The sequence below is a fragment of the Hydrogenophaga crassostreae genome, assembly GCF_001761385.1.
Lineage (GTDB): Bacteria > Pseudomonadota > Gammaproteobacteria > Burkholderiales > Burkholderiaceae_C > Hydrogenophaga > Hydrogenophaga crassostreae.
In genome coordinates this window covers 3,484,786-3,510,388 of the sequence record NZ_CP017476.1, presented here as the reverse complement: position 1 = coordinate 3,510,388, position 25,603 = coordinate 3,484,786, and the positions used below count along the sequence as shown (strand labels likewise).

The 25,603-nt window shown below is 63.6% G+C and carries 25 protein-coding genes; 17 read left to right on the top strand and 8 right to left on the bottom strand.

The window, feature by feature from the left end:
• Positions 1-74 precede the first annotated feature (74 nt).
• From ehuB to LPB072_RS16095, 6 genes are all read right to left on the bottom strand, one after another.
• Entirely contained in the window at positions 75-932 is an 858-nt protein-coding gene (gene ehuB, locus LPB072_RS16120; protein ID WP_066089241.1) for an ectoine/hydroxyectoine ABC transporter substrate-binding protein EhuB, read from the bottom strand.
• A 38-nt stretch (positions 933-970) separates the two neighbouring features.
• Positions 971-1,909, bottom strand: coding sequence for an ectoine hydroxylase (thpD, locus tag LPB072_RS16115; protein ID WP_066089244.1), 939 nt, complete (start codon positions 1,907-1,909; stop codon positions 971-973).
• 17 nt (positions 1,910-1,926) lie between these two features.
• A complete protein-coding gene (locus tag LPB072_RS16110) occupies positions 1,927-2,316 on the bottom strand; it encodes an ectoine synthase (protein ID WP_066089247.1) in 390 nt (129 codons plus the stop codon).
• A 25-nt stretch (positions 2,317-2,341) separates the two neighbouring features.
• Positions 2,342-3,610, bottom strand: a complete 1,269-nt coding sequence (gene ectB, locus LPB072_RS16105; RefSeq protein WP_066089250.1) for a diaminobutyrate--2-oxoglutarate transaminase — start codon at positions 3,608-3,610, stop codon at positions 2,342-2,344.
• Between the two features lie 46 nt (positions 3,611-3,656).
• Entirely contained in the window at positions 3,657-4,229 is a 573-nt protein-coding gene (ectA, locus tag LPB072_RS16100) for a diaminobutyrate acetyltransferase (RefSeq protein WP_066089253.1), read from the bottom strand.
• A 353-nt stretch (positions 4,230-4,582) separates the two neighbouring features.
• A complete protein-coding gene (locus LPB072_RS16095) occupies positions 4,583-5,494 on the bottom strand; it encodes a LysR substrate-binding domain-containing protein (protein WP_066089255.1) in 912 nt (303 codons plus the stop codon).
• Positions 5,495-5,659: 165 nt separating this feature from the next.
• Between LPB072_RS16095 and LPB072_RS16090 the strand changes: the two genes are divergently transcribed.
• The 10 genes from LPB072_RS16090 to LPB072_RS16045 all read left to right on the top strand — a co-directional run bounded on the left by LPB072_RS16090 (position 5,660) and on the right by LPB072_RS16045 (position 17,072).
• The gene (locus LPB072_RS16090; protein ID WP_082876865.1) at positions 5,660-6,331 is read left to right on the top strand and encodes a substrate-binding domain-containing protein; all 672 of its coding nucleotides are present in this window, start codon (positions 5,660-5,662) and stop codon (positions 6,329-6,331) included.
• 22 nt (positions 6,332-6,353) lie between these two features.
• Positions 6,354-7,388 carry an amidohydrolase family protein gene (locus LPB072_RS16085; RefSeq protein WP_066089257.1) on the top strand — a complete coding sequence of 345 codons (1,035 nt, stop codon included), beginning with the start codon at positions 6,354-6,356 and terminating at the stop codon, positions 7,386-7,388.
• A gap of 2 nt (positions 7,389-7,390) precedes the next feature.
• The gene (gene ligK, locus LPB072_RS16080; RefSeq protein ID WP_066089259.1) at positions 7,391-8,074 is read left to right on the top strand and encodes a 4-carboxy-4-hydroxy-2-oxoadipate aldolase/oxaloacetate decarboxylase; all 684 of its coding nucleotides are present in this window, start codon (positions 7,391-7,393) and stop codon (positions 8,072-8,074) included.
• 118 nt (positions 8,075-8,192) lie between these two features.
• Positions 8,193-9,128, top strand: a complete 936-nt coding sequence (locus LPB072_RS16075) for an amidohydrolase family protein (protein WP_066089262.1) — start codon at positions 8,193-8,195, stop codon at positions 9,126-9,128.
• Positions 9,128-9,568: a protocatechuate 4,5-dioxygenase subunit alpha gene (gene ligA, locus LPB072_RS16070; RefSeq protein WP_066089264.1), complete on the top strand. Its 441-nt coding sequence runs from the start codon at positions 9,128-9,130 to the stop codon at positions 9,566-9,568. The genes LPB072_RS16075 and ligA overlap by 1 nt, the downstream gene beginning before the upstream one ends.
• A 2-nt stretch (positions 9,569-9,570) precedes the next feature.
• Positions 9,571-10,449 (top strand): class III extradiol dioxygenase subunit beta, encoded by an 879-nt coding sequence (locus LPB072_RS16065; protein ID WP_066089266.1) that lies wholly within the window; start codon positions 9,571-9,573, stop codon positions 10,447-10,449.
• A gap of 1 nt (position 10,450) precedes the next feature.
• Positions 10,451-11,407 (top strand): Gfo/Idh/MocA family oxidoreductase, encoded by a 957-nt coding sequence (locus tag LPB072_RS16060; RefSeq protein ID WP_066089269.1) that lies wholly within the window; start codon positions 10,451-10,453, stop codon positions 11,405-11,407.
• 300 nt (positions 11,408-11,707) lie between these two features.
• A complete protein-coding gene (locus LPB072_RS16055) occupies positions 11,708-12,955 on the top strand; it encodes an efflux RND transporter periplasmic adaptor subunit (RefSeq protein WP_157559340.1) in 1,248 nt (415 codons plus the stop codon).
• Positions 12,952-16,062: an efflux RND transporter permease subunit gene (locus tag LPB072_RS16050; protein ID WP_066089276.1), complete on the top strand. Its 3,111-nt coding sequence runs from the start codon at positions 12,952-12,954 to the stop codon at positions 16,060-16,062. The genes LPB072_RS16055 and LPB072_RS16050 overlap by 4 nt, the downstream gene beginning before the upstream one ends.
• A 2-nt stretch (positions 16,063-16,064) precedes the next feature.
• Positions 16,065-17,072, top strand: coding sequence for an aldo/keto reductase (locus LPB072_RS16045; RefSeq protein WP_066089279.1), 1,008 nt, complete (start codon positions 16,065-16,067; stop codon positions 17,070-17,072).
• A 7-nt stretch (positions 17,073-17,079) separates the two neighbouring features.
• On the opposite strand, the gene LPB072_RS16040 is transcribed toward LPB072_RS16045, so the two are convergent.
• Positions 17,080-17,709, bottom strand: a complete 630-nt coding sequence (locus LPB072_RS16040) for a Crp/Fnr family transcriptional regulator (RefSeq protein WP_066089282.1) — start codon at positions 17,707-17,709, stop codon at positions 17,080-17,082.
• 27 nt (positions 17,710-17,736) lie between these two features.
• Here LPB072_RS16040 and LPB072_RS16035 point away from each other — a divergent pair, with 27 nt between their 5' ends.
• From LPB072_RS16035 to arsA, 7 genes are all read left to right on the top strand, one after another.
• Positions 17,737-18,507 carry an SDR family oxidoreductase gene (locus tag LPB072_RS16035; protein WP_066089285.1) on the top strand — a complete coding sequence of 257 codons (771 nt, stop codon included), beginning with the start codon at positions 17,737-17,739 and terminating at the stop codon, positions 18,505-18,507.
• 39 nt (positions 18,508-18,546) lie between these two features.
• A complete protein-coding gene (locus LPB072_RS16030) occupies positions 18,547-18,900 on the top strand; it encodes a darcynin family protein (protein WP_066089288.1) in 354 nt (117 codons plus the stop codon).
• A gap of 146 nt (positions 18,901-19,046) precedes the next feature.
• Positions 19,047-19,517 carry a Spy/CpxP family protein refolding chaperone gene (locus tag LPB072_RS16025; protein WP_066089291.1) on the top strand — a complete coding sequence of 157 codons (471 nt, stop codon included), beginning with the start codon at positions 19,047-19,049 and terminating at the stop codon, positions 19,515-19,517.
• A gap of 14 nt (positions 19,518-19,531) precedes the next feature.
• Complete coding sequence (locus tag LPB072_RS16020; protein ID WP_066089293.1) at positions 19,532-19,840, top strand: hypothetical protein; 309 nt, start codon at positions 19,532-19,534, stop codon at positions 19,838-19,840.
• Between the two features lie 9 nt (positions 19,841-19,849).
• Positions 19,850-20,563: a response regulator transcription factor gene (locus LPB072_RS16015; protein ID WP_066089297.1), complete on the top strand. Its 714-nt coding sequence runs from the start codon at positions 19,850-19,852 to the stop codon at positions 20,561-20,563.
• 8 nt (positions 20,564-20,571) lie between these two features.
• Positions 20,572-21,969, top strand: coding sequence for a HAMP domain-containing sensor histidine kinase (locus LPB072_RS16010; protein WP_096349057.1), 1,398 nt, complete (start codon positions 20,572-20,574; stop codon positions 21,967-21,969).
• 45 nt (positions 21,970-22,014) lie between these two features.
• Positions 22,015-23,814 carry an arsenical pump-driving ATPase gene (gene arsA, locus LPB072_RS16005; RefSeq protein WP_096349058.1) on the top strand — a complete coding sequence of 600 codons (1,800 nt, stop codon included), beginning with the start codon at positions 22,015-22,017 and terminating at the stop codon, positions 23,812-23,814.
• 30 nt (positions 23,815-23,844) lie between these two features.
• Here arsA and LPB072_RS16000 read toward each other — a convergent pair whose 3' ends face one another.
• Entirely contained in the window at positions 23,845-25,599 is a 1,755-nt protein-coding gene (locus LPB072_RS16000; protein WP_082876860.1) for an acyl-CoA synthetase, read from the bottom strand.
• Positions 25,600-25,603: the final 4 nt, after the last annotated feature.

Here is a 25,603-nt window from a genome sequence, read left to right as displayed (position 1 = left end):
ACCAGCCCTGCGGCAAAACACAGGATGGCGGCGGCCACGGTGGTCGCGTGACTGGCTTTCAAGGGCGGGCTTTCTTACTCGCCAGCGCAGTGTTGGGCCGCGGTCTTCTCGGGCATGTTCGATGCGTCAAAACCGAATTCGCTCACCATCTTCAGGTGCTCAGGGGTGCCCAGGAATTTCGCGAGCTCGGCGTTGACGGCATCGCGCAGCGAGGTGTCTTCCTGGCGGAAGCCGAACGAGCCTTCGCCCTTGTACTTCTTGCCTTTGTGCTCGAAGGTGAACGGTTCTGCGCGTTCGATGCCATCGTCCTTGCCGGCGAGGTCCTTGGCGGTGAGCGAGGTGAAGGCGGCGGCTGCGGCGCGACCCGATTTCACCGAAGCCACTGCGGCGGCGAAATTGGGCACGGTCACTTCCTGGTCGCGCTTCAGGCCCGCGAGGCGGCCGTGTTCGATTTCAGCGGTGCCGGCCACGAACGCGATTTTGAGGCCCTTTTTCACCACGTCGCCGTAGGTGTTGACGCCGTCGGGGTTGCCCTTCTTGACCACCAGCGCTTCGCCAATGCCGTAGGTTGGGTTGGCGAAGATGATTTGCTCGCAGCGCTTGGGCGTGATGTACATCGATGCCACGATGGCGTCAAAACGGCCAGCCTTCAGGCCAGGAATCAGCGCACCCCATTCGGTCAGCACGCCGTCAACTTCCTTCACGCCCAGATTGGCCATGACATGGCGAAACACGCTGGGCGACTCGCCGTTGAGCTTGCCGTCGGGGGTGGCGAAGGCGTAAGGCGCTTCGTTGGCAAAGCCGACACGGATGTAACCCTGCTTCTGCACACGCTCCAGGGTGGTCTCGGCGGCGGCCAGGCTGCTGGTGGCCAGGGTGGCTGCGCCTGCCAGTGCGATCAGTGCACGACGGGTAAATGAGTTTCTTTTCATGGGGCTCTCCTTGGGGTTGGTGGATAGGACAAACGACTTCACGCTTCGCCGGGAAGGCAGACGGGTGTGAAGTCTTCGCGCTCGGCAATGAAATGGGGCCGTGGCGCAAGACCGCAGAACGGGGCCACCGGGGTGTTTTCGACGCTGTTGTAGACCACGAAGACGTTGCTGCGTGGCATTGGCGTGATGTTCGAGTTCGAGCCATGCATGGTGTTGCAGTCAAAAAAAGTGACCGAACCTGCCATGCCCTTGGGTGAAGTGATGCCGCACTCGTGGGCCAGTTGCGTGAGGCTGGCGTCGTCTGGAATGCCCAGTTCTTGCCGCTTGAGCGAGGCCTGGTAGTGGTTCTCCGGGGTCTTGCCTACGCAGGAGACGAAGCGGTGATGCGAACCCGGCATGAGCATCAGGGGGCCGTTGTGCTCGGTGTTGGGTGTGAGACTGATAGAGCAGCTCACCATCCGCATGTTGGGTACGCCATCTTCCACATGCCAGGTTTCAAAATCGGAGTGCCAGAAAAACTCTTTGCCCCGGAAGCCGCTTTTGTAGTTGATGCGCGACTGGTGGATGTAAACATCGCTGCCCAGCAGCTGGCGGGCCATTGAAACCAGCCGCGGGTGATGGCAAAGCTCACGCAGCACATCGCTGGTTCGATGTACGGCGAAAAGGGAACGCAGCTCGCGGCTTTCCGGTTCAATCACGGCCTCGGGTGCATCTTTGATGGCATCGTCTGCGCGCAGGCGTTGCAGTTCCATCATGTAGCTGCCCAGCTCGACCTCACTGAGAATCTGGTCCAGGCTCAAGTACCCGTTGTCCTCAAAGAAGTGCAACTGGCTTTCGGTCAACGGCCCCTTGCTTGGGCCGCCATGGACCACTGGGTCCTGCCGCAGAGAGATGCTGGGCTCAGCCATTTCACGCGAAGGATACCGGTCGGCGGTTGTTGCATGGTTTGCCTGGGGCGGGGTGCTGGTGGTGTTCATGGCGTGCGTAGCCTCCTTCAGTCGCACAGCGCATAGGCGCCGGTCTCGTCGTGTACTTCGTTGCCTGTGATGGGCGGGTTGAAGACGCAAACCATGCGCATGTGCGCGCCCTTGTTGGCTTTGAGCAGGTGATGGTCATGGTTGTTCAGGGCGTAGATTGAGCCCACGCTCAATTGGTGGGTCTCGCCTGTGGCCAGGTCCACAATCTCGCCCGCGCCTTCGGTCAGGTAAACGGTTTCGAGGTGGTTCTTGTAGTGCATGTCGAGTTCGGCACCAGCTTTGATGATGGTGTCGTGCACCGAGTAGCCCATGCCGCCGTCTTTCAAGATCAGGCGACGGCTGGTCCAGCCTTCGGTGTCCACATCGGCATCGGTGCCGACAACTTGGTCCAGGTGTTTGACGATCATGTTGTGTTCCTTCTGGCCTGGTGACTCAGGCGCTTTTGCGTTCGGTGGATTTCAGGACGGCAGCGAGGTTTTTCTCGATGGTGTCCAGGCCGGTGATCAGGTCTTCGTCGCTGATGGTCAGGCTGGGCAGGAGCTTGAGCACCTGGTCGTCGATGCCGGCGGTCTCCACGATCAGGCGGTCCTTGAAACAGGCCTGCGAGACTTTGGAGGCGATGCTGATGTCGTCGAAGGCGATGCCGTAGATCAAGCCGCGGCCCCGCACTTCGGCGTCGGCGCCAAGGCGTTTGACCATGCCGTTCAGGCGCTCGTCAACGATCTTGCTTTTGTGGGCGACCGCTTTTTCCAGCCAGTCGTTTTCCCAGTAGTCGAGCGCCTTGGTGGCGGTGACAAAACCGGGGTTGTGGCCGCGGAAGGTGCCGTTGTGTTCGCCGGGCGCCCATTGATCAAGCTCGGGCTTGATCAGGACCAGAGCCATGGGGATGCCGTAGCCCGAGAGGGACTTGGAGAGCGTGACCATGTCGGGCACGATGCCGGCTTCTTCAAAACTGAAGAACTTGCCGGTGCGGCCGCAACCGACCTGGATGTCGTCGACGATCAGCACGATGCCGTGGTCTTCGGTGATCTGGCGCAGGCGCTGCAGCCAATCGGCGGCCGCGATGTTCACGCCGCCTTCGGCTTGAACGGTCTCCAGAATCACTGCCGCGGGCGTTTCCATGCCGCTGCCTTCGTCGTTCAGCATGGCTTCGAAGAAGCCGAGCGTATCGGGGTCGTCGCCCATGAAGCCGCAGAAGGGCAGGGAGGTGGTGTTTTGCAGCGAGACGCCGGCACCGGCCCGCTTGAAGCCGTTGCCGGTCACGGCCAGGGCGCCCAGCGTCATGCCGTGAAAGGCGTTGGTGAAGCTCACCACGCGATCACGACCGGTGACCTTGCGTGCGAGCTTCAGGGCGGCTTCAACCGCATTGGTGCCGGTTGGGCCAGGGAACTGCATCTTGTAGGTCAGGCCGCGCGGCTGCAGGATGACTCGCTGGAAGCGGTCGATGAAGTCGCGCTTGGCTTCGCTGTACATGTCCAGCGTGTGGGTGATGCCATCGCGAGAGATGTAGTCGATCAACGCGTCCTTGAGCTTGTCCGGGTTGTGACCGTAGTTCATCACGCCCGCGCCGGCGAAGAAGTCGAGATAGCGCTCGCCTTTGTCGTCCGTCATCCAGGCGCCCTTGGCCGAAGAGAACATGGCGGGAAAGTTGCGGCAGTAGCCGCGAACTTCGGACTCGTGCTGTTCAAAGATGTTGTTCATGGAAAGACTCCTTCAGATTGAAAATGGGTATGTGACAGCGCTGGGGTTACCCGGCTGTGGTGAGTTGGGGTGCCTGGCTGCTTGGCGCCGGATCGGCGGCCTTGAGCGACAACGGGCCGATGCGGTAGAGCGGCTCAGCGGGGTGCCCGGCTGGAAACAGGTCGGCGGTGAAATGGGGTGTTACCTGGCATTCGGCAGCGTGCTGAACAGCGAAGCGCTTGAACAGGGCCTGCGAGGCGGCGTTGTCGTCGTCGACGGTGGCGGTGACCCACTGGCAGCCTCGGTTGGCAGGGAGTGCGATCCATTGCTCAAGCAAGGCCAAACCCAGGCCGCGACCACGAAGCCGGGGAAGCAAACCCACTTGCCAGACAAAGGCTGTGCTCTCTTGTTCGGGGGGGTGGTAGCCAATGACCGCGCCGACCACCTCACCGGCCTCTTCAGCGATCAGACAGGTGCGGCCGAAGTCGGTTGCAAAGAGCAGGTAAAAGTAGGCCGAATTGAGTTCCAGCGTGCCGGTTGCTTGAATCAGGCGCCAAAGTGCGGCGCCATCGGTGGGCAACGCACTTCGAAATTGCAATGAAGGGGCGTGGCTGGATTCGTTCCTGCTGCGAATGGACATGCGTGGGGTGGTTCCTGAAGCTGGCCGTGGTCCAACCTTGGAACAAGGCGCAACCCCGACGGGTGACCTGCCACACAGAGCGCCAGGCGGCTCGGGGCAGATCGGGCGGCGTCCCATGGCGGGAAGCCTACAAATGGATACTCAAGTGACCCGCTGGGTCCTTGACCGAAGCGGCGCCGATTAAAAAAAGTTTTAGGCGCCAGGTTCGAAGAAACGCTGTCCAGTCGCGAAAAAGATAGCGACCTGAAATAAAAGACGATGACAGCAAAAGACAACCAATATTATTGTGTTCTTGTGTTTTGCTGTCAACCCGATGGGTGGTAATGAGCCGCAGCCCGCATGCACCGGGGCTTTCAGGCCGATGCGAGCACTTGCAAGGCGGTGCTTCGAAGCAAGCCCAGGCAGGTTTTTTGCGTCAATGTGCTCGGGCGCTGCGCGCTGGAGGCCAGGCTCAAACGGGTGCGAAGCGGGGGGTCGGCCACAGGTCGCGTTTGAAAAGCCGATGGTCGCGAAGAGCTGGCGACAGCGTTGCGCGACAGCAGGGCGGCACCGGCGCCATCGGCCACCAAATCAAGTATTGCCGCGACGCCGTCGATTTCAAGTGCCACCATCGGCCGAAGGCCCATGTTGGCCATCTCGGCTTCAACCAGCATCCGCAAGGCGTTGGGTCGGCTGGGAATCACCAGCGGCATCTGTGCAATGACACCCAGCGCCACGGGGCCGGGCGGCGGGTCTGGAGACAAGCCCGGCGGGCGTGGTTGCACCAGCACCAGTTCTTCTTCCAGCAGCGGAGAGAGTTCGATTTCAGGCGTTGGTTGAGCGTTGTACAGCACTGCGATGTCAAGGCGACCACTGATGAGCCACTCTTGCATGTTGATCGACAAACCCTCACAGATCGAGACGCTGGCCTGTGGGAGTTGCTGGCGCACTGCGCGGGTGAGTGGCACCGCCAACACCCTGGACAAGCTGGGCGGCAGTCCAATGGCCACACGGCCAGCCAGTGCGCCACCCACGCGCCCAAGCTCCTCTTTGGCTCGCTCCACCTGATGAAGAATGCCGCGTGCGTGCTCCAGCAGGAGCCGACCGGCTTCGGTGGGCATGGCCCCTCGTCCGTTGCGCAGCAACAGGTTTTGCCGCAGTTCCACCTCGAGCAGACGCACCTGACGCGACAGCGCAGGTTGAGCGACGTCCAAAGCTTGTGCGGCGCGGGTGAAACTGCCCAGTTCGGCCACACGCACGAAGTATTCGAGTTGCTTGAGGTCCATACCAGCCCTTGTTGAATACCCCAATCATAGTTATCAGGGAATGTTCTAGCTGCTAGCGGGCCATGGGGCTGGATGATCGCCCAGTCCATGGCCACAATGGACGGGTACGTCTTTCACTCCACACCCATGGTCAATCAACACTTCGCCCTGCACGGAATCTCTTCCATGGCCACCCGCCAGCTGTTGGGGGAGTTGGCGTTGGCCTTTGAACAGAAGAGCGGAAGCACCGCTGCGTTCGAGTCGGTTGGTGGCGTGGATGCCGCCCAGCGCGTGGCGAAGGGTGAGGTCTTTGATGTGGTGGTCTTGGCGGCAGACGCCATCGACAAACTGATCTGCGCCGGCCACCTGCAAGCTGGAAGCCGTGTCGATCTGGTGCATTCCGGCGTGTCGGTGGCTGTTCGCCAAGGCACACCCGCACCTGATATGAGCACGTCAGACGCGGTCAGACAAGCCGTGCTTCAAGCCGCCACTGTGGGCTATTCCACGGGCCCCAGCGGCGTGGCGTTGCTCAGACAGTTCCAGCTCTGGGGCATAGCCGAGCAGCTGAATGGTCGGCTGCTGCAGGCGAGGCCAGGTGTGCCGGTGGCGTCCATGGTGGCCAGCGGCGAAGTGGCCTTGGGGTTTCAGCAACTCAGTGAACTGTTGAATGTGCAGGGCATTGATATCGTGGGACCGCTCCCCGAAGCCATTCAGATCACGACCACTTTTTCAGCGGGCTTGCCCGCGTCGTTGTTGGACGACCCACCCCGGCGTGAGGTGGTTCAGGCGTTTCTGGATTTCATGTGCTCGCCAGAGGCGGACGCTGTGAAGCGCCGCCACGGCATGTCACCTGTTTGATATTTTTCTTCAAAGGAATTTCATGAGCCTCATCATCGATTGCCATGGCCACTACACCACGGCGCCCAAAGCACTGGAGAACTGGCGCAACGCCCAGATCGCCGGTATCAAGGACCCCGCAAGCATGCCCAGAGTGGCCGATCTGAAAATCAGCGACGACGAGCTGCGCGAGTCCATCGAACTCAACCAGCTGCGCCTGATGAAGGAGCGCGGCTCCGACATCACCATTTTTTCGCCTCGCGCCAGCTTCATGGCCCACCACATTGGTGATTTCAATGTGTCCAGCACCTGGGCGGCGATCTGCAACGAGCTTTGCTACCGCGTGGCTCAGCTCTTCCCTGACAACTTCGTTCCCGCTGCCATGCTGCCGCAAAGCCCGGGCGTGGACCCCGCGACCTGCATTCCCGAGCTGGAAAAGTGCATCAAGGAATACGGCAACGTGGGCATCAACCTCAACCCCGATCCGTCAGGCGGCCACTGGAACAGCCCGCCCTTGACCGACAAGGCCTGGTACCCGATTTACGAAAAAATGGTGGAGTACGACATCCCCGCCATGATTCACGTGAGCACCAGTTGCAACGCCTGTTTCCACACCACCGGCGCCCACTACATCAACGCCGATACGACTGCGGTCATGCAGCTGATTCAGGGCGACCTGTTCGCCGACTTCCCTGAGTTGCGCTTCATCATCCCGCACGGCGGCGGCGCTGTGCCTTACCACTGGGGCCGTTACCGCGGCCTGGCGCAGGAGATGAAGAAGCCCTTGCTGAAAGACCACCTGTTGAAGAACGTGTTCTTCGACACCTGCGTCTACCACCAGCCTGGCATTGATCTGCTGAGCAAGGTGATCCCGGTGGACAACATCTTGTTCGCCTCGGAAATGATCGGCGCCGTGCGCGGCATCGACCCCGAGACCGGCAATTACTACGACGACACCAAACGCTACATCGAATCCTCGACCATCGTCGTGGGCGATGACCGCCACAAGATTTACGAGGCCAACGCGCGCCGCGTGTTCCCGCGCATGGACGCGCAACTCAAAGCCAAAGGACGCTGATCATGTACGAACTCGGAATCGTCAAACGCAACATCGTGCGGGCCGACAAAGCCGCCGTGGACAAGCTGTCGTTATTCGGCGTGGCCACCATCCACGAAGCCATGGGCCGCGTGGGCCTGATGAAGCCCTACATGCGCCCCATCTACAAGGGCGCCAAGATGTGCGGTACGGCCATCACCATCTTGCTGCAGCCCGGCGACAACTGGATGATGCATGTCGGCGCGGAGCAGTTGCAGCCGGGCGATGTGGCCGTGGCCGCCTGCACCACCGACAACGCCGATGGTTTTTTTGGCGATTTGCTGGCGACCTCATTCAAGGCGCGCGGCGCCAAGGGCTTGATCATCGACGGCGGCGTGCGCGATGTGGACGAGCTGGAAAAGATGGGATTTCCGGTGTTCAGCAAAGAGATCCACTCCAAAGGCACCATCAAGGCCACGTTGGGCTCAGTGAACATTCCGGTGGTTTGCGCCGGCGCGCTGGTGAACCCGGGCGATGTGGTCGTGGCCGATGTCGATGGCATCGTCGTGGTCCCCGCAGCGATGGCGCAGAAGGTGGCCGACGCGGCCGAGAAGCGCGAGAGCTTCGAAGGCGAGAAGCGCGCCAAGTTTGAAGCCGGCGTGCTGGGGCTGGACCTCTACAAGATGCGCGAGCCCTTGGCGGCGCTTGGCTTGAAGTATGTGGATTGACCCACCCCTGCCGCGCTGCGCGCGACCCCCTCAAGGGGCGGCGCTGGTGGCCCGGCAAAGCCGGTTCCACGGCGCCCTTGGTTAAGACATGACGTCATTGACTTTCGAGAGGATTCAAATGAGCAAACCCGCTTCCGGTGATTTCACCAAAACCGACGACTGGATGGACTGGTACACCGGCCCAGCCAAGCCCCAATTCAAACTGCCCGCAGGCGCGGTGGATGCGCATTGCCATGTCTTCGGTCCCGGCGCGGAGTTCCCCTTTGCGCCCGAGCGAAAGTACACGCCCTGCGATGCCAGCAAACAAGAGCTGTACGCGCTGCGCGACCACCTGGGCTTCGCCCGCAACGTGATCGTGCAGGCCACCTGCCACGGCGCCGACAACCGCGCCATGGTCGATGCCTGCCTGTCCAGCGGCGGCAAGGCGCGTGGCGTGGCCACGGTCAAGCGCAGCATCAGCGATGAAGAGCTGCAACAGTTGCACGACGCAGGCGTGCGCGGCGTGCGCTTCAACTTTGTCAAGCGACTGGTGGACTTCACGCCCAAAGACGAGCTGATGGAGATCGCCGGGCGCATTGCCAAACTCGGTTGGCACGTGGTGATCTATTTCGAGGCGGTCGATCTGCCGGAGCTGTGGGACTTTTTCACCGCGCTGCCGACCACGGTGGTCGTCGATCACATGGGCCGCCCCGATGTCTCGCTGCCGGTGGATGGCCCGCAGTTCGCGTTGTTTGAAAAATTCATGCGCGAGCACCCGAACGTGTGGAGCAAGGTGAGCTGTCCCGAGCGCCTGTCGGTCACTGGCCCCAAGGCCCTGAACGGCGAGCAAAACGCTTATGCGGACGTGATTCCGTTTGCAAAGCGCATCGTTGAACAATTCCCCGACCGTGTGCTCTGGGGCACCGACTGGCCGCACCCGAATCTGAAAGACCACATGCCGGATGACGGCCTGCTGGTCGACTTCATTCCGCACATTGCCACCACCCCTGAGCTTCAGCAGAAGCTGCTGGTGGACAACCCGATGCGCTTGTATTGGCCTGAGGAGAAAGCCTGATGTCTCTCGAAAAACCCTACCTCGATGTGCCCGGCACCATCATCTTTGATGCCGAGCAAAGCCGCAAAGGCTACTGGCTCAACCAGTTTTGCATGTCGCTCATGAAGGCCGACAACCGCGAGCGTTTCAAGTCGGACGAGCGCGCGTATCTGGACGAATGGGCGATGACGGAAGAGCAGAAGCAGGCCGTGCTGGCGCGCGATCTCAACTGGTGCATGCGCACCGGCGGCAACATCTATTTCCTCGCCAAGATCGGTGCCACCGATGGCAAGAGCTTCCAGCAGATGGCCGGCTCCATGACCGGCATGACCGAAACCGAATACCGCGACATGATGATCAAAGGCGGTCGGTCGGTTGAAGGCAACCGGTACGTTGGCGAAGACGGTACCGCTCAGGCCCAGAATCAGCCCCAAGGTGCCGCAGGCAAGAAAGCAAACTGAACATGGCCAAAATCACCGCATCCGTTTTCACTTCCCACGTGCCCGCCATTGGCGCGGCCATGGACCTGGGCAAAACGCAAGAAGACTACTGGAAGCCGCTTTTCGCCGGCTACGACTTCTCCAAGCAATGGATGAAGGACAACAAGCCCGACGTGGTTTTTCTGGTCTTCAACGACCATGCCACAGCCTTCAGCCTGGACATGATCCCGACCTTTGCCATCGGCACCGCCGCCGAGTTTCAGCCCGCCGATGAAGGCTGGGGGCCGCGCCCCGTGCCCAAGGTGGTGGGCCACCCGACCCTGGCTTCGCACATCGCGCAAAGCGTGATCCAGCAAGACTTCGACCTCACCATCGTCAACAAGATGGATGTGGACCACGGCTTGACCGTGCCGCTGTCTTTGATGTGCGGCGAGCTCGATCCGAAGAAGGATGCCTGGCCCTGCCCGGTGATCCCGTTCGCGGTCAACGTGGTGCAGTACCCGGTGCCCTCGGGCAGGCGCTGCTTCATGCTCGGCCAGGCGATCCGCAAGGCGGTGGAGAGCTTTGACGAAGACCTCAATGTGCAGATCTGGGGCACCGGCGGCATGAGCCACCAGCTCCAGGGCGCGCGCGCCGGCCTGATCAACCGCGAGTGGGACAACGCCTTTCTTGATCAGATGATCAGCGACCCGGTGGGCTGCGCCGACCGGCCGCACATGGACTATGTGCGCGAAGCCGGCAGCGAGGGCATTGAGCTCGTCATGTGGCTGATCGCCCGCGGCGCCATGTCCGATATCGTGGACGGCAAAGTGCAAGGCCCTGCGCCCACCCTGAAGCACCGCTTCTACCATGTGCCCGCCAGCAACACCGCTGTGGGCCACCTCATTCTGGAGAACAACTGACATGACCATCAAAGTAGCCCTTGCCGGTGCCGGCGCCTTCGGCATCAAACACCTGGACGGCATCCAGAACATCGACGGCGTGGAAGTGGTTTCGCTGGTCAGCCGCGATCTGGAAAAGACCCAGGCCGTTGCGGACAAATATGGCATTGGCCATGTGACCACCGATCTGGCCGACAGCCTGGCGATGAAAGAGGTCGACGCCGTCATCCTCTGCACGCCCACGCAGATGCACGCCGGGCAATCGCTGGCCTGTCTGAAAGCGGGCAAGCACGTACAGGTGGAAATTCCTCTGGCCGACAGCCTCAAGGGTGCGGAAGAAGTGGTGGCGCTGCAGAAGCAGACCGGTCTGGTCGCGATGTGTGGCCACACCCGCCGCTTCAACCCCAGCCACCAGTACGTCAACAACAAGATCAAAGCCGGCGAATTCAACATCCAGCAAATGGACGTGCAGACCTACTTCTTTCGCCGCACCAATACCAACGCGCTCGGCCAGGCCCGCAGCTGGACCGATCACCTGCTCTGGCACCACGCTGCCCACACGGTTGACCTGTTCGCCTACCAGGCTGGCTCGCCCATCGTGCAGGCCAACGCCATCCAGGGTCCGGTCCACCCCACGCTGGGCATCGCCATGGACATGAGCATCCAGCTCAAAGCCGCCAACGGCGCCATCTGCACGCTCAGCCTGAGTTTCAACAACGACGGCCCGCTCGGCACCTACTTCCGCTACATCGGCGACACCGCGACCTACCTCGCGCGCTACGACGACCTGTTCACCGGCAAGGAAGAGCAGATCGATGTGTCGAAGGTGGCCGTGTCCATGAACGGCATCGAGCTGCAGGACCGTGAGTTCTTTGCTGCGATCAAGGAAGGCCGTGAGCCCAACAGCAGTGTGGCTCAGGTATTCAACTGCTATCAGGTGCTGCACAACCTGGAGCAGCAGCTGAACGCCAATCCCTGATCCGGGAGACCGCCTTCATCGCGCGAAGCCGCGACACCCAACCGGGCGTCGCGGCTTTTTGCTGCGCGAAGGGCGCGCCCTTTACCTATCTTTACCGGGGTCTTTGCCCGGGGCGCGCAAGAGGCGCGGTGTTCGTCCTTACTATTCGCGCGAGCGGAATTTTTCGCGTCAGCGCTCCGGGATTTTGTGCCCTTGTCAGGGCGGCGGAACAAAGCAGCGCGTTTGCGCCAAAATCCGTCAGCTTCGCGCGCCAGCGAACCCTCACCGGCCAGCGCTTTTTGGACCCGAATCGACAACACCATGACCACAACCGTCCGCATTTTGTCCACCGTTCTGGCCTGCTGTACGCTGGCGCTCAGCGCTTGCGGGGGCCCTTCGGATGCGCCTTCGGCGTCGGCCGCGCCGGAGGCGTCCAAGACCGGCGCCAAACCGGCGGGTGGGGGCAGCGGGCCCGGCGCGGCTGCCCCTGTGACCATCACCAGCGCTCTGGCGGTGGCGCGCGACATGCCGGTGGTGCTCAAAGCCACCGGCACAGTGGTGCCCTCCAGCAGCGTGGACGTGAAGGCACAGGTCACCAGCGTGGTGACGCGGGTGCATGTGCGCGAGGGTCAGTTCGTCAAAGCCGGTGAGTTGCTGTTCACGCTGGATGCCCGCGCCGAGGAGGCCAATGCCGCCAAAGCGCGCGCCCAACTGGCCAAAAACCAGGTCGCGCTGGCCGACGCGCAGCGGCAGCTCGCCCGGGCCAGTCAACTGCTAGACCAGAAGTTTGTGTCCCAGGGTGCGGTGGACTCGGCACAGGCGTTGGTCGATGGTTTGCAGGCCGCGTTGGCCGTCGATGGCGCGGCCATCGATGCGGTCAGGGTGGCGCTGTCGAATGCGCGCATCGTGGCGCCGCTGACTGGCCGCGTGGGTCAGGTGCCGGTGGCGGTGGGCAATGCGGTGCAGGCGAATGTGACGACGCTGGTCACCGTGACCCAGCTCGATCCCATCGATGTGGCCTTCAGTCTCCCGCAGCGCAACCTCTCCGACGGATTGGCGGCCCTGAACAACGGCGGCGGCGCGGTCTCGGCCACGCTGGCCGACGGCGGCGGCCGCTTCACCGGTCGGTTGCGGTTTGTCGACAGCCTGGTGGACGCGGGCTCGGGCACCGTCAAGGCCAAGGCGGTTTTCGACAACAAGGACAGCCAGTTGTGGCCGGGGGCCTTTGTGGAGGTGGCGCAAGTCGTGCGTGTGATCCAGGGCGCGGTGGTGGTGCCGCAGGCAGCGATCATCCAGTCCGCGCGCGGCGCGATGGTCTATGTGGTTGAAGACGGGAAAGCCAGCGCGCGCGCTGTGCAGACGCTGTATGCCCAAGACGGTGAGGCGGCGGTGAGTGGTGTCAACGTGGGCGACGCGGTGATCGTGGACGGGCGGCAAAACGTGCGCCCGGGCAGCATGGTGGTGGAGCGGGCCAGCGAGCCCCAGAGCGCGGTCAGCGCAGAAGGCCAGGAGCGGGGCAAGCCGCTCCAACCACCGGCCAGTGAGGCTGCAGCCGCGGGCAAACCATGAACTTCTCAGAAATCTTCATCCGCCGTCCGGTGATGACGGTGTTGCTGAACCTGGCCATCGTGGTCGCCGGGATCATTGGCTACCAGAGCATCCCGGTGGCCGCCTTGCCGAGCTACGACACGCCGGTCATCAACGTGTTGGCCAACCTGCCCGGCGCCAACCCGGAAACCATGGCCACTTCGGTGGCCTTGCCGCTGGAGAAGCAATTCCAGACCGTGCCGGGGCTGAAGACCATCAGTTCCACCAGCACCCTGGGCCGCACCTCGCTGACGCTGGAGTTCAACGAAGGGCTCGACATCGACGCGGCGGCAGTGGATGTGCAGGCTGCCTTGCTGCGCGCCCAGCGCAGCTTGCCCAGCGACATGACCAACCCGCCGTCATACCGCAAGGTGAATCCGGCGGATGCGCCCATCTTGCTGGTGGCCCTGACCTCGCCCTCCATCGCGCTGTCTGACCTCAACGACTTCGCCGAACACCTGATCTCGCCAACGCTGTCGACCATCGATGGCGTGGCCCAGGTCACCGTCTACGGATCCAAGCGCTTTGCAGTGCGCGTGCGCGTCAATCCGCAGGCGCTCGCGGCCCGCAACCTTGGGCTCGACGAGCTCAGCAGCGCGTTGCGCGCGGCCAACGTCAACACGCCGCTGGGCACGCTGGACGGTCCGCGCCAAAGCCTGGTGCTGCAGGCGAATCAGCAATTGCGCTCGGCGGCCGAGTTCGCGGACCTGATCGTCAGCACCCGCGGCGGCAACCCGGTGCGGTTGCGCGATGTGGCGAGCGTGGAAGACGGGCTGGAAAACACCAACAGCTTCGCCACATTGAACGGCGAGACCTCCATCACCCTGGCTGTGCAGCGCCAGCCCGGCGCCAATACGGTGAAGGTGGTCGACGCGATCCGCGCCGCGCTGCCGGCCTTGCAGGCGCAGATGCCGGACTCGGTCAGGATGACCCCGGTAAACGACCGCTCAACTTCGGTGCGCGAGGCGCTGCACGATGTGTCGCTGACGCTGATGGGCACGGTGGCGCTGGTGGTGCTGGTGATCTTTCTGTTTCTGCGGCGCTTCGTGGCCACCGTGATTCCGGCGCTGTCGCTGCCGGTGTCACTGGTCGGGGCGCTGGCCTTGCTCTGGGGCATGAACTACAGCCTGGACAACATTTCCCTGCTGGGGCTGACCCTGGCCGTGGGCCTGGTGGTGGACGATGCCATCGTGGTGCTGGAGGAAATCATCCGGCTGGTGGAGAAGGGCGAGGACCCATTTCAGGCCGCGCTCAAGGGTTCGCGCGCGGTGGGTTTCACCATCGTGTCCATGTCGACCTCGCTGATCGCGGTGTTCATCCCGATCTTTTTCATGCCGGGCGTGATCGGCCTGCTGTTCCACGAGTTTGCGGTGGTGGTGGGGCTGTCGATTGCGGTGTCCGCATTTGTATCGCTGACGCTGGTACCGATGCTGGCCAGTCGCTTTCTGACCGATGAGCGCCACAAGAAGCCGGCCGGCGGCGTGGTCAGGGCCTTCGAGTCCGGATTCAACGCCATGCTGGCGGGCTACACACGCGTGCTGGACCTGGCACTGGCCTGGCGCAGGACGGTGTTGCTGGTGGCCGCGGCCACCTTGGGCGCCACCGTCTGGCTGGGCATGGCCATCCCCAAGGGTTTCTTTCCTGAAGAAGACATCGGTCAGATTCAGGTGTCCACCGAGGCCGCTGAAGACACGTCGTTTCCCGAGATGGTTCGCCTGCAGGAGCGGGCCGCGGAGATCGTGCGCAACGATCCCAATGTGCTGGCGGTGAGTTCGTTCAACGGCGGCAGTGGCTCGCAGAATTCGGGCCGCATGTTTGTCACGCTCAAGCCGCTCGGCGAGCGCATGCCCATGAAGCAGGTCGTGGACGGTCTGCGCAAGAAGCTTCGCGCCGTGGCCGGGATCAGTGTTTTCATGCGACCGGTGCAAAACCTGCAACTCGGCGGGCGCCCCAGCAAGGCGCAGTTCCAGTACATCCTGCAAAGCGTGAAGGCCGACGAGCTCGATGTCTGGGCGGGCAAATTGCAAGCGCAATTGCGCGACGACCCGATGTTTCGCGATGTGACCAGCGACGCGCAATTGAGCGCGCTGCAAGCGCAGGTGCACATCGATCGCGATGCGGCCAACACCCTGGGCGTCTCCATCGAAGCCATCCGAACCGCGCTCTACAACGCCTTTGGCGCGCGCCAGGTCTCGACCATTTACCTGCCCACCGACAGCTACCAGGTCATCATGGAAGTGGCGCCCGAGGCCAAGCAGGACGAGAGCGCGCTCAGCGGCATCCACGTGCGCTCGAACACCGGTGCCCTGGTGCCCTTGAGCAGCTTCACCACGGTGACCCGCACCGTCGGCGCCACGGCGATCAACCACGTGGGGCAGTTGCAGGCGGTAACCGTGTCGTTCAACCTCGCGCCAGGCGCAGCGCTGGGCGAGGCCACTGCACGCATCGACGCGGCCAGCAAAGCCATCGGCCTGCCGTCGTCCATCATCAGCCGCTTTGGCGGTGATGCGGCGGTGTTCAAGGATTCGCAGGCCAGCCAGGCCTGGCTGATCATCGCGGCGTTGCTGGTGATCTATGTGTTGCTGGGCGTTTTGTACGAAAGCTACATCCACCCGCTCACCATTCTGGCTGGCCTGCCATCGGCGGCCGTGGGCGCGCTGGCGACCTTGATGCTTTTTGGTCAGGACCTGACGCTGATTGCCACCATCGGTATCGTCTTGCTTATCGGCATAGTCAAGAAGAACGCCATCATGATGATCGACTTCGCGCTGGACGCGCAGCGCCGCCGGGGCCTCGCGCCAGCCGAGGCGATTCGCGAGGCCTGCATCCTGCGCTTTCGCCCTATCATGATGACCACGCTGGCCGCGCTCATGGGCGCGCTGCCGATTGCCATGGGCCTGGGCGCCGGCGCCGAGTTGCGCCAGCCGCTGGGCCTTGCGGTGGTCGGCGGCTTGCTGTTTTCGCAGGCCATTACCCTGTTCATCACGCCGGTGATTTTCCTGGCGCTGGAGCGCTTCAGCGGCACCGGCCCGGTGGCCACGCCCGAACTGCCCGATCCGCCCACCCTGGCCCAACAACCTGTACCTTGAACATGCAAAACAGACAACTCGGAACCTTCCCAGTCTCGGCCATCGGCCTGGGCTGCATGAACATTTGCCACGCCTACGGCGCGCCCGTCTCCGAGGCCGAAGCCGAGCGTTTGCTGCGCGCCGCGCTCGACGCAGGCGTGACCCATTTCGACACCGCCGCGCTCTACGGCTTTGGCGTCAGCGAAACCCTGGTCGGCAAATACCTCAGCGCTGACCGCTCCCGATTCACGTTGGCGAGCAAGTGTGGCATGCAGGGCGTGGATGTGACCGGTGACGGCAAGCTGGTGCGCGTGATCGACGGACGGCCCGAGACCATCAAGGCCACTTGCGAAGCCGCGTTGAAGCGCTTGAAGACCGACGTGATCGACCTGTATTACCTGCACCGCTGGGACAAGCAGGTGCCGATCGAAGACAGTGTGGGCGCGCTGAGCGACCTGGTGCGCGCGGGCAAAATTCAGGCGGTGGGCTTGTCGGAAGTGTCGGCCACCACGCTGCGCAAGGCCCATGCGGTGCACCCGATTGCCGCCGTGCAAACCGAGTATTCGCTGTGGACGCGCAACCCGGAGATTGCGGTGCTCGACGCTTGCAAAGCGCTGGGCACGGCTTTCGTGGCATTCAGCCCGGTGGCCCGCGGTTTCCTTTGCGGTGAGATGGATGTCAGCCGCTTCGACGCCAAAGACATTCGCCGCAGCATGCCGCGCTTCAGCCCCGAGAATTACGCCGCCAACGCCAAGCTGCTGCCCGGCTATTTCGCCATCGCGCATGAAGTGGGTTGCACGCCGTCGCAACTCGCCATCGCCTGGTTGCTGCACCGCGGCGACCACATCCTGCCCATTCCCGGCACCCGCACCGCGGCGCACCTGCTCGACGATCTGGGCGCGGCCGATGTGGCGCTGAGTGCCGATGTGATGGCGCGGCTGGACGCGCTGATCAACCAGCATACCGTCGTGGGCAGCCGCTACAACGCCCAGGGCAACAGCGAGGTGGATACCGAGGCCTTTGCGGTCTGATCTGCGCCTAAACCTGCTGGGCTGAGGTACGCCGGACCCGCGTCACGATCCGGTTCAAGCCCACCGGGGTCAGACCGAGGTAACGCGCCAGGTCTTTCTGGGCAATGCGCTTTTCCATGGCCGGGTTGTCGGCGAGAAAGGCCCGGTAGCGGCCCTCCGGGGTCAATGTGAGCAGGTCGCGCTCGCGCGCTTCTTTGCGGGACGCAAACAGCATGGTCATCTGCTGCACCGCGCGGGCCCAGGCAAGGTGCCGGCTGGCCAGTTCGTTCAAGATCCGGTAGGGCAGGCGTTCGAGTTGCGAAGCTTCGATCGCCGTGCTCATGAAGCTGGTGCGGCCGTCGGCCTGCAAGGCTGCGATGCTGGCGAAAAACCGGCCCTCGCTGGCGAACGACTTGACCCATTCCCCGCCGTTGTCGTCGATGTAGCTGAGCTTGATCAGGCCTTCGCGAACCGCGTAGATGTAAGGGTGCTTGGTGCCCTGGTCGAAGACGGTCGCGCCAGCGGGCAGCGCCTTGAGCGCAATGTGTGGCGCCAGTTGGTCCCAATCGGGGAGCGGGCCACCCGCCGCGGATTCGAGCAGGCGTTGCCAGGCGCCCGACGCGGCTGGCGGGCGATTAACTTCGGTTAATGACGGCATGCGAAAGCCTTCCTACAGTTCAGCCTCATGAACAGTTCCTCATTGAAGCACAGCGCAGCGTCGCTTTTTCCCTGGCCCAGAACGCTGGTCACCGGCGCCACCTCGGGCATCGGTCTGGCCCTCACCCGCCAACTGGCCGAAGCGGGCGCGCCGGTGCTCGCACTGGGCCGAAATGCAGAGGCGCTGGCGCCATTGCGGGCGGTGCACCCGCACATCGAGTTCATCCCTGGAGACCTGTCCGACCTGGCATCGCTGGAGGCGCTCGCCGCCGACCTTGTCTCCCGCTATCCCGACCTGGCCTGCCTGATCAACAACGCGGGCATGCAACACAACGTGCTGTTCGATCAGGCAGAGTGCACCGCTGAGCGCATCCGCAGCGAGATCGATCTCAACCTCACCGCCCCGATGGTGCTGACCCGCGCCTTGCTGCCCCATCTGAGGTCGCAGCGTGCTGCCTGGGTGGTCAACGTGACCTCGGGCCTGGCGTTTGCGCCCAAGCCCAGCGCGGCGGTGTACAGCGCCACCAAGGCTGGCCTGCACCTGTTCACCGAGGCGCTGCGCTTGCAGATGCAGGGGCGCAACAAGCTGCAGGTGGTCGAGGCCATCATGCCTCTGGTGGACACCCCGATGACCCAGGGCAGGGGCCGCAACAAGCTGCCGGCGAGCGAAGCGGCCGCGCAGGTGATCGAAGGCTTGCGCACCGGGCGGGACAATATCTGGGTCGGCAAGGCCAAGGGCATTCCCTGGCTGCAACGCCTGGCGCCCAGCCTGCTTGCCCGCATCTTGCGTGGCGGCTGAGCCGGCCCTACCAACGTCGTCACTCCGGGGAACCCATCCATGAAAGACAAGGCTTTGAACCACACCTACTTCGTCTTGCTGCGCGCTTTGCCCGCCTGGCTTCAGCTCAGCCGGGAGGCCCGAAAAGCCCTGGCGGATCAACACCTGGGTGCGGCGCTGGCCCGCAGCCACGGGCTGCTGACGATGCGCTACTTCGACGCCGAGGCGTTCTCCGCGCCCTGCAGCGATGTGATGATGGTGGAGACCCTGGATCCCAGGCACCACTGCTTTTTCATGGAGCAGCTGCGCGATTCGCCGTTGTTCAGTGCGCCGTACTTCGAGGTGTTGAACATCATCTCCACGGTGGAAGATGGCTATCAGGCCTATGAAGCCAGCCTCGCAGTGAGCCCCTGAGTTCGGTTGCGTACCGGCGGAGCGCTGCGGTTGCTGGCCTGGCTGAAACAAAACGAAAAGAATCGACACCGCGCCGACACCCGGTACCGGGCTGTCCGGCGCACCATGGCGGTCATGTTCAACAGCTTCCTGAAAGGGGCACCGTCATGAAATCCTGGGTCAAAAAATCACTGATCGGCTTTGCCAGCGCCACCGTCTTGCTGGGCGGCCTGACCGCCTGTGGCGGCCGGGGCCACCACGGCGAAGGCTGGAGCGCCGAGCGCGTCAGCGAGGTACGGGGCAAGGTGGTGGACAAAATCAGCGGCAAACTGGAACTCGATGAAGCGCAGAAGACCAAGCTGGGGTTGCTGGCCGATCAGATCATTGCCTCGCGCACCGCCTTTCGAGGTGAAAGCACTGATCCGCGTGGCGACTTCAAGGCCTTGATTGCTGGAGACAAGTTTGATCGCTCAGGCGCTCAGGCCTTGCTCGACCAGAAAACCCAGGCCATCCAAGGCAATGCGCCGCAAACCCTCAACGCCTTGGCCGATTTTTACGACAGCCTGAACGCAGAGCAGCAAAAGCAGGTGCGCGAAAAGCTGGAGAGGCGTGGACACGGTTGGTGGGGTCGCGGTTAAGGTTCGGGCGCAACATGTCGTCCACCCTGGCTCAGGTCCATCAGCTCGCGCAAGAGTGCCGGGCACTGGCCCTGGGCCTGTTTCAAGGCCTGAATGATCCGCATGCCGAACTGCTCGCCATGGTGTGGGGGCCGCGATTCGACCGCGAGCATGCGCTGGGCCTGTGGGCCGGGTTCTCGCGCCGTGACCCGGTTCAGGCCTTGCCGGTGTTGCCCGCCATGCTGGCCCTGGCCGATCGGTTTGATGGCCTGAGCGCCCCCGTGCAGCACCGTCTGCGCCGCTTTATCTTGAAGCACCAGTCACTGCAAGTCACCACAGTGTGACAATTCCGCATGAACCGCATTTTGCTCATCGACGACGACGAACAGCTCGGCCCACCGCTGACAACCTACTTTCAGCGCTTTGAGTTGTCGCTCACCCACGCGCTCAAGCCCAGTGAAGGTCTGGCGTTGCTCGCCCGCGGCGGCTTTGATGCGGCGATTCTGGATGTGATGCTCCCTGAAATGGATGGTTTCGAGTTGTGCCGCACCATTCGGCGCACCAGCGATATGCCGATCGTCATGCTCACCGCGCGGGGGGAAGTCATGGACCGCGTGGTGGGCCTGGAGCTCGGCGCCGATGATTACCTGCCCAAGCCCTTTGAACCGCGTGAGCTGGTGGCCCGGTTGCAAACGGTGTTGCGCCGCCAGTCCAAGGCCCATGCGCTGGCCATCAGCTCTGGCCAGGCGGGCGATTCGTCATCGCCACCCCTGCGTTTTGAAGGGCTGACCATCGATGCCGATCGTCGGGAAGTGCAGCGCGAAGGCGAGGTCGTGGATCTCACGGGTACCGAATTTGAACTCTTGCTCATGCTCGCGCGCGAGCCTGGCAAGGTGCACAGCCGAGACGACATTTTGAACCAGCTGCGTGGCCATGAGGCCGATCTTTATACGCGGGCGGTCGATATTGTGGTCAGCCGGTTGCGCAAGAAGCTGGAACCGCTGGATTGCATCAAGACGCTGCGCAACGCGGGCTATTCGTTGGCCTTGCGCCGCGCCGCGCCATGAAGGCGAAGATGAACAAGGTTGTCTCGCCAGCGAAGAAGGAACCTTGGGCCAAACGCTGTGTGCATGCGGTGGCGCATTCCATCAAGCTGCGCCTGGTGCTGGTTTTTTTGCTGCTGGCCGTCGCCATGACGGGCGTTTTCGTCGTCGGCGCGCAAAGGGCGTTCACCCTGGGCTGGAAAGAGGCCGCTAGGCCTTTGTTGATGGACTATGTGGACCATCTGGAAAACGATGTGACCGGTGGCGGTTCAACGCCCCAGGTTGCCTTGGCGCAAGCGTTGACGCGCAAGCTGCCTCTCACGGTCTATATCCAGGGACCCCTGGTGCAATGGGAATCCCATCCCGGGCAGTCGATTCCTTATTGGATGCGTGATCGATGGGGTGGTCGGCAGGCAGACCCCGAGTCGGGTGACTGGGGCGGCGGCCAGGACTGGCAAAACATCCTGAAGCGCACCACTGCCGATGGCCACACCATCGTTTTTGGCATCGATGAGGCGAGTTTTCAACGCAAGTCGCGCAGCTTTGGTGTGGCCATTGGCGCCTTGCTGCTTTTGACCATGCTGGCCTGGCTGTATGTGCGCCGCCTGTTGCGGCCGCTGGATGCCATTGGCGCCGGCGCGAAGCGGTTTGGCGCTGGCAACTTCAGCGAACCCATCGAGTTGAACTGCAAGGTGCGGGCCGATGAACTTGGCCAACTGGCCGGTGTGATGAACACCATGGGGCAAGACATTCGCCAAATGCTCGATGCCAAGCGCGGCTTGCTGCTCGCCATCAGTCACGAGCTGCGCAGCCCTCTGACAAGGGCGCGGCTCAACACCGAACTGCTGCCTGAAACGCCTGAAGTGAACCCGCAGCGGGACGCCTTGATGCGCGACTTGCAGGAAATGGCGAGCCTGATCAGCGACCTGCTGGAAAGCGAGCGCCTGGCCACCCAGCACGCGGCGTTGAACCGCGAAACGGTTGATCTGGCGGCGCTGGTGTTCGGTGTAAAGCAGGATCTGCAGGTTCGGCACCCTGCGGCGGCTGGCATCGTTGTGGTGGCCCCTGATGATTTGCCATCAGCCCATATCGATGCCACCCGTGTGCGCCTGCTGGTGCGCAACCTGCTCGACAACGCCTTGCGCCACAGCGCCGATGCAGCGCAGCCGCCCGAGGTGCACCTGCGTTCGCTGGAACACGGTGGGGTTGAAATTGAAGTGCGCGATTCTGGACCCGGGGTGCCCGAAGACCAGCTCTCCAGAATGGCTGAACCCTTTTTTCGCCCGGATACGGCTCGAACGCGCAGTGCCGGTGGCGTGGGCCTGGGGCTTTACCTGTGCAAGCTGGTCGCCCATGCGCATGGTGGAACCTGTTCGATTCGCAATGCAAAGCCAGGCCTGTCGGTGGTGGTGAATCTGCCCGCGCATTGACGCGGATCATGGCCAGTGGCCTTGCCATCTGCCATGCTGCGGAGCATGAATACCCTCGTATTGCCCGGCTTTGTTGCCGCTCCCACCCGCTTTCTCTTTTTCACCGGCAAAGGCGGCGTGGGCAAGACCTCGCTGTCGACCGCTACCGCCATTGCGCTGGCCGATGCGGGAAAACGCGTCTTGCTGGTGAGCACCGACGCGGCCTCGAACCTCGACGAGATGCTGGGCGTGGCGCTGTCGAACCGGCCGGTGGCCGTGCCCGGCGTGGCCGGCTTGCACATGCTCAACATCGATCCTGATACGGCCGCCGAGGCTTATCGGCAGCGGGTGCTCGCGCAGCTTGAAACCAACGCCAGCCTTGAGGAGCGCGAGACCGTGCGTGAGCAGCTCTCGGGCGCGTGCACCACCGAGATCGCCGCCTTCGACGAATTCGCCGCGCTGCTGGCGGGCGAGGGCATCGACGGCGATTTTGAGCACATCGTGTTCGACACCGCGCCCACGGGCCACACCCTGCGCCTCCTGAGCCTGCCCAAGGCCTGGACCGGCTTTCTCGCCGGCAACGACCGTGGCGCCTCCTGCCTCGGCCCGCACTCGGGCTTGAAGATGCAGGAGGCCCGCTTCAACGCCGCCCTGCAGGCCCTGAGCAACCCCGCGCTCACCACCGTGATCCTCGTCACCCGGCCCGACCCGCGCCCCATGCAGGAAGCCGGACGCACCGCCGAAGAGTTGCGCAGCCTGGGCTTGGCCAATCAGCGTCTGGCCATCAACGGCGTGTTCCACGCCAGCCATGCGGCCGACCCCATCGCCAACGCCATCGAAGCACTCGGTCGCGAAGCTATGGCCAGCATGCCCGACAGCCTGGCCAGCTTGCCGCGAGACGAGGTGCCGCTGCGCGCTTTTGACACGGTGGGCCTGCCGGCGCTGCGCGCGTTGCTGGGCGCCTCTGCGCCCGCAGGTGTTCACCCGTCATCCGTTGAGGGGCGAGTGGCGAATAGTTCGGAGTTGCCCGCAGAACCCCTGAGCCGCATGGCCGACGAACTCGCCGCCGTGGGCCACGGCCTGATCATGGTCATGGGCAAAGGCGGTGTGGGCAAAACCACCATCGCCGCCGCGCTCGCCGTGGGCCTGGTGCAGCGCGGCCACAGTGTGCACCTCACCACCACCGACCCGGCTGCCCACGTGGCCGATGCGCTGAACGGCAGCCTCGAAGGTCTCAAGGTCGGGCGCATCGACCCCAAGGCCGAAACCGAGGCCTACATCGCCAAGATCATGGGCACCCGCGGCAAGGCGCTCGACGACGAAGGCAAGGCCCTGCTGCTCGAAGACCTTCAATCGCCCTGCACCGAAGAGGTCGCCGTGTTCCACGCCTTCAGCCGCGTCGTCAACGAAGCGCGCACCAACTTCGTCGTGCTCGACACCGCGCCCACCGGCCACAGCCTGCTGCTCATGGACGCCACGGGCGCCTACCACCGCCAGATGGTTCAGCAATACGAAGGCAACGAAGCCAAGCCCGGCGCGCTGCACATCATTACGCCGCTCATGCGCCTGCAAGACGCTTCGCTGACCCGCGTGGTCATCGTCACCCTGCCCGAAGTCACCCCGGTCAGCCAGGCAGCCGCCCTGCAAGACGATCTGCGCCGCGCCCAAATCGAACCCTGGGCCTGGGTCATCAACAAGAGCATCGCCGCCACCGGCACCAGCGACCCGTTGCTGCAGGCGCGGCTGGCCGGCGAAATCCAGCAAACCGAGCGCATCGCCAACGGGCTGGCGCAGCGCACGTTTGTGCTGCCCTGGCTGGCCGCGTCGCCGGTGGGCGTGGATGCGCTGGGGGCGTTGGTGGACTGAGCTTGACGCCGTCCGGGCCCTCAGGCGTTCTTACGCAGGCGCGTTGACCGCCTGCGCCGCCAAAACCCGCAAATCCGGCTTGTAGATCTTGCCCACGTTGGTCATGGGCATGGTCTCCAGAATCGTCAGCCGCTTGGGTCGGGCGGGCGGTTCGTCGACGCCGGCGCAGACGAAGGCGAGCAGTTCTTCTTCGGTGGCGGTGGTGCCGGGGATGAGGGTGGCGAAGACCACGGGCAGTTCGCCGGCGTAGGCGTCGGGCGCGCCAACGGCCGCGCAGAGGTGCACGGCGGGGTGGGCGGCGAGGGCGTCTTCGATGACTTTGGGGTCGATGTTGTGGCCGCTGCGGATGATCAGGTCTTTGGAGCGGCCGCTCAGGTGCAGGCGCTCCTGGTCGTCGATGAAACCGAGGTCGCCGGTGGCCAGCCAGCCGTCGGGCGTGAAGGCTTTGGCGTTGTCGGCTTCATCGAGGAAGCCGGAGAACAGGTTGGGGCTTTTGAATTGCACCATGCCTTGTTGGCCGGTTGGCATCTCGGTGTCGCTCGAGCCGCCTTGTTCGTCGAGCGCGACAACGCGCCATTGGGTGTAGGGCAGGCGGATGCCGACGCAGCCGGGCGGCGCGCTCATGCCGGGGGGCGTGATGGTGGTGATGCCGGCCATTTCGGTCATGCCCAGGCTTTCGTGCACCTGCACGCCGGTGAGTTTCTTGAGTCGGGCAGCGAGTTCGGCGGGCATGGGCGCGGCGCCGGTGCGGCCGTAGCGCAGGCTTGAAATGTCCGCGTCGCCCACGGGCACGTTGACCAGCGCGGCCAGCACGGTCGGCACGCCTGAAAGCACGGTCACTTTGTGCTCGGCCACGAGCTTCCAGTAGTTGGCGATGACGTCTTTGTTGCGGAACAGCGCGGTTGTCGGAATCACGGTTTCGGCGCCGACGCTGATCGACGTGAGCGAGCCCGGCAGCACGCCAGCCACATGGAACAGCGGATAGCCGTTGATGCCCACATCTTCAGCGCGTGCGCCTTGCAGTTGCACGCAGGCCCAGGCGGTGAAGACCTGGGCGCCGTGGCTGTGGCGGGCGAGTTTGGGGGCGCCGGTGGTGCCGCCGGTGTGGAAATAGGCGGCGATGTCGGTGGCGGCGATGTCGCGTCCGCTGAGGAGTTGGTCGTCGGGCTCTGCTGCGCGCAGGGCGGCGAAGTCGGCCGCGTTGTCGGGCAGGGCAGGTGTTTCGGACTCGCCGTAAGGCGCCACGCGTAGCAAGGTGCGCAGCGAGGGCACGGCGGTGCGCACGCGCAGCGCCTTGGCCCACAAGCCGGCTTCGCCCGCCGCGGCTTCATCGCCCCAGGCGATCAGCACCTTGGCTTGCGCGGCGTTCATGAGGGAGGCCAGCTTTTCGTCGCTCAGCAAGGGGTTGAGCGGTTGCACGATGCCGGCGGCGCTGCCGCCCCACAGGGCGAGGTGGTATTCCAGGCACCCCGGCAGCAAGATCGCAATCGCGTCGCCGGGCTGGATGCCCAGGCGGTGCAGGGCGTTGGCGGTCTGGTGCACGCCGGCGAGCAGGGCGTTGAAGGACCACCGAATGGCCGGGCCGCCGGGCTCGGCGGTGGGCAGGAAGGTGAAGGCGGTTTTGTGGCCGAAGGCATGGGCCGAATTGCGGACCAGCTCGTAGGTGCTGCGCGGGGTGACGGCCTCGGCCAGCGGTGTGAGTTCCAGCGCGCGCACGTCTTCGGGTGTGCGCACCGGCATGGCAGGGCTGAATGGGGCTGCAAAGGGAATCTGGGCTGCGGACATGAAT